This is a genomic window from Sphaerimonospora mesophila (assembly GCF_001417795.1).
In the GTDB taxonomy this organism is placed as follows: domain Bacteria; phylum Actinomycetota; class Actinomycetes; order Streptosporangiales; family Streptosporangiaceae; genus Sphaerimonospora; species Sphaerimonospora mesophila.
On sequence record NZ_BCBX01000080.1, the window covers coordinates 1 to 2,947 of the forward strand.

Consider the following 2,947-nt stretch of genomic DNA (forward strand, 5'->3'; position numbering starts at 1 on the left):
CCACCGGAGCCGGCGATGCTCCCCCGTCCCCGCGTGTCAGGCGTACGCCGATGCCCACACCGCCCAATCGCCGGACTGCCGCGTCATCGAACGTCTCCACCTGAATTGAAGACGGCGACTCCTGCGGCTGGCTGGACGCTGAAGGCGACGGGGATGGGGATGGGGATGGGGAGGGAGCCTTGGTATCGCCTGCGGCCTTGCTCTCGGAAACCGGCTTCGCAACAGGGGCCGGGTCGACCGCAGCGACCGACACCGGCAATCCCGGAACGGCGACCGCGTCCTTGCCCTTGGAAAGATCGACCGCAGCGGAGCCCGCCTTCGGCCACACCGGCTCGGCCGGCTTCAGCGGTTCCTGCAGATCCTCGGCGCCCTTAGGCACCGGCTTCGGCGCGACCGCCCGCCCCTCAACGCTGCGCTCCGTACCAGAAGACGGGGTGTCGGCGGCGGCCTTCTGCGCCAGCCCGTCCGGAACACCGATCCCGGCGACGAACACCGTCAAAGTAACGACAGTGCCGGCGAAAGCGTGTGCAAGCCTGCGACGTGACCATCTGAACCGTTCCACTCGAGCACGCGAACCGGCCACGTCGCACCCTCCCACCCACCCAGGCGCACGGCCCACCCGCCCGACCGCACGTCCTATAAAGCCCAGATAAAACCGATCAAGCGGAGCATGGGATACCAGACAGAAAGGGTCAATATCTACTTTGCTGCAAGGGTGCTACGCACAGTCACGGGAACGCTTTACCCCTCACCTACCGTCATCATTCGCGCAGCTCAGAGATCGCGCCATGGCAGCGATCACCAAGTAAAAAGTGACATATATCACACAGAGATTCCACTGCTTCGCGGCGGACCCTTCCACCCACGTCCGGTGGGAGGTCAGTGATGAGTTATGGGCCATCGAGCCGTTGCTGCCCAAGCACTAGATGATCAATTCCGAATACGTTCAGTGATCATAGGCGGTCAATGAGCGGCCGACCGCCTGCCCGGTCTGGAAGTTATGCCAGATCGCAGCGGCCAGCGCCAGTACGCGCTGGGCGACGCGGACGGCGACTCCCTCCCGGGTACGGCCTCCGTGTTGCTCCAGGTCAAGCTGACCTTTGAAGGTGTCGTTGACGGACTCGATGAGCTGGCGCACCTTCTTCAACAGCGGCTGGCCCGCTCGTGCGGCCTCGTTCTTGCGCGTGGGCCGCAGCAGGGTGATGCCCTGTACGGACAGTGATCGCTCGAACTCCCGGGACGCGAACCCCTTGCCGGCGATCAGCAGCAGCCCCGGGCGCTCGACGACCAGATCGTGAAATCCGCGGCGATCTTGTCTCGGCCGCGCATCCGGGCGCGTCTGCCGCCGTGACGATGGCGCATCAGATGCGCGATCTTCCGTTCGACCTTCGGCCGGGTGGCCCGGTAGCCGGCCAGCCAGGCCGCATCGGTGCTGCGGGCGCGGCCGCGGGCCAAGTGTTCCTCATACAGGCTGATCTTGATGTTACGGCCGTCCTTGGCCGTGGTGCACCCACTCGCCGGCGGACACCCGGCGCACGCGCGGCCGAACCTGGCGATGCCGCCACCACCGGCACTCGGCCGGATCGGCGCCCTCGCTCCGTTCGGACAGGTCACCGTCAGGGCGTCCAGGTCGATGTCGAAGGACTCCTTGGTGAAGCGCCCGTCGGGAGCATTGGCCTGCTGCACCTTGACGTTGGCCTCGACGTCCGCCTCGTGCAGGCCGGCCAGCAACGGGCCGGTGCCGTAAGCGGCATCACCGTAGACCACCGGCCGTTCACAATCGTCTGGACCGTCTGCGTCACGGCTGTCGTCCGGTTCCCCCGCGCGGTCTCCGCCCATGCCGTCCTCGCCTGGCCCGTCGCCGCTGGGCTGGGCCAGGATGTCATCCAGCAGCTCGACGGCGGTTTCGGCATCCCCGCAGTTGCCCGCACTCACCGCGGTCCCGGTGATGATCTCACTGTCGGGATCTCCGGCGATATGGCCCTTGTAGCCGTCGAAGGCGCGCGAGACGGTCTTGTGCCCGTGCCGGGCCTGCGGATCGACTGTGGAGATCACTCGGTCTTTGGCCACCTTGCGGGCGATCCGGAACACCCCGTCCTCGCCCTGTTCCACGTCTTGACCGGCCACGGTGGCCAGCAGCGCCGCCGCCTGGGCCACCTGCCCGTCCAGGATGCGTCCCTCCAGCAGCGCATAGGCGTCCCTGGCCCGTGAGTCGATCAACACCTCCCGCTCGGTGACGTCGGTCCAGTCGATGACCGGCTTGGCCATGTCGGTTGTAGGCATCACCGCTGGAGAGCACCCCGCGCAGCTGGGAGCGCAGCCGATGATCCGCCGCGCGCAGCAGGCCGCGGATCGCCGAGCGGATCAACGTGACGGTGTCCTGGGTGGCCACCGCATCGTAGATCGGGGTGGAGTCCAGCACCCGCCTGCGGCCGATCAGTCCCGCCTGGCGGGCCACCTGGACCGTCCGGTCGAAGATCCGGTCCGGACGATCGGAGGCGGCCAGGCGGGCGCGCATGTCCACCAGCACCGTGTGCACGAACCCCGGGTGGTCGAAGTCGAGCCCGCCGGCGGCGTACTTCCATCGCACATCGAAGGCGAACCGATCCACCGCCTCCCGATCCGACAGCCCTTCCAGCCGTTGCAGCACCATCACCACCGCCACGATCATCGGTGGCACTGAACGGCGGCCGTCACCGGCGAACAGGTCGGCGAACATCTCATCGGGGAACAGGGTGTGGCATTCGCGGTGCAGCACCGCGTAGATCGAGTTCGGCGCCAGCCGGCCCTCGCAGAAACTCACTGTGGAGGAGAGCAACCCCGGCTGCATCGGAGTCCGGCCCAGCGCCATTCCTCAGCCCTTCCCCGCTCCCAGCGATCAACAAGGATCACCATGGCACACGGGGAGTGACCGTCACCAGGCCTCACGAAAAACACCAGTCACCTA

Annotated in this window: 2 protein-coding genes and 2 pseudogenes; all 4 read right to left on the minus strand. The window is 67.0% G+C overall.

The genetic code is table 11. The annotated features are described in order from the left end of the window. Positions 1–499: pseudogene (locus tag AP234_RS36905) on the minus strand (hypothetical protein); the annotation flags it as partial. A gap of 447 nt (positions 500–946) precedes the next feature. Continuing rightward, positions 947–1,294 (minus strand): annotated as a pseudogene (locus tag AP234_RS39790) (IS982 family transposase); the annotation flags it as partial. Next, positions 1,261–2,070 (minus strand): transposase, encoded by an 810-nt coding sequence (locus AP234_RS34090; RefSeq protein WP_431999134.1) that lies wholly within the window; start codon positions 2,068–2,070, stop codon positions 1,261–1,263. The pseudogene AP234_RS39790 and the gene AP234_RS34090, both read right to left, overlap by 34 nt. Continuing rightward, positions 1,955–2,851, minus strand: a complete 897-nt coding sequence (locus AP234_RS39795) for a transposase (RefSeq protein WP_431999133.1) — start codon at positions 2,849–2,851, stop codon at positions 1,955–1,957. Before AP234_RS39795 ends, AP234_RS34090 begins: the two co-directional genes overlap by 116 nt. Positions 2,852–2,947 lie beyond the last annotated feature (96 nt).

Excerpts from the sequence above, each read along its gene's own strand:
- AP234_RS39795 (WP_431999133.1), bottom strand. The coding sequence starts at position 2,851 with ATGGCGCTGGGCCGGACTCCGATGCAGCCGGGGTTGCTCTCCTCCACA.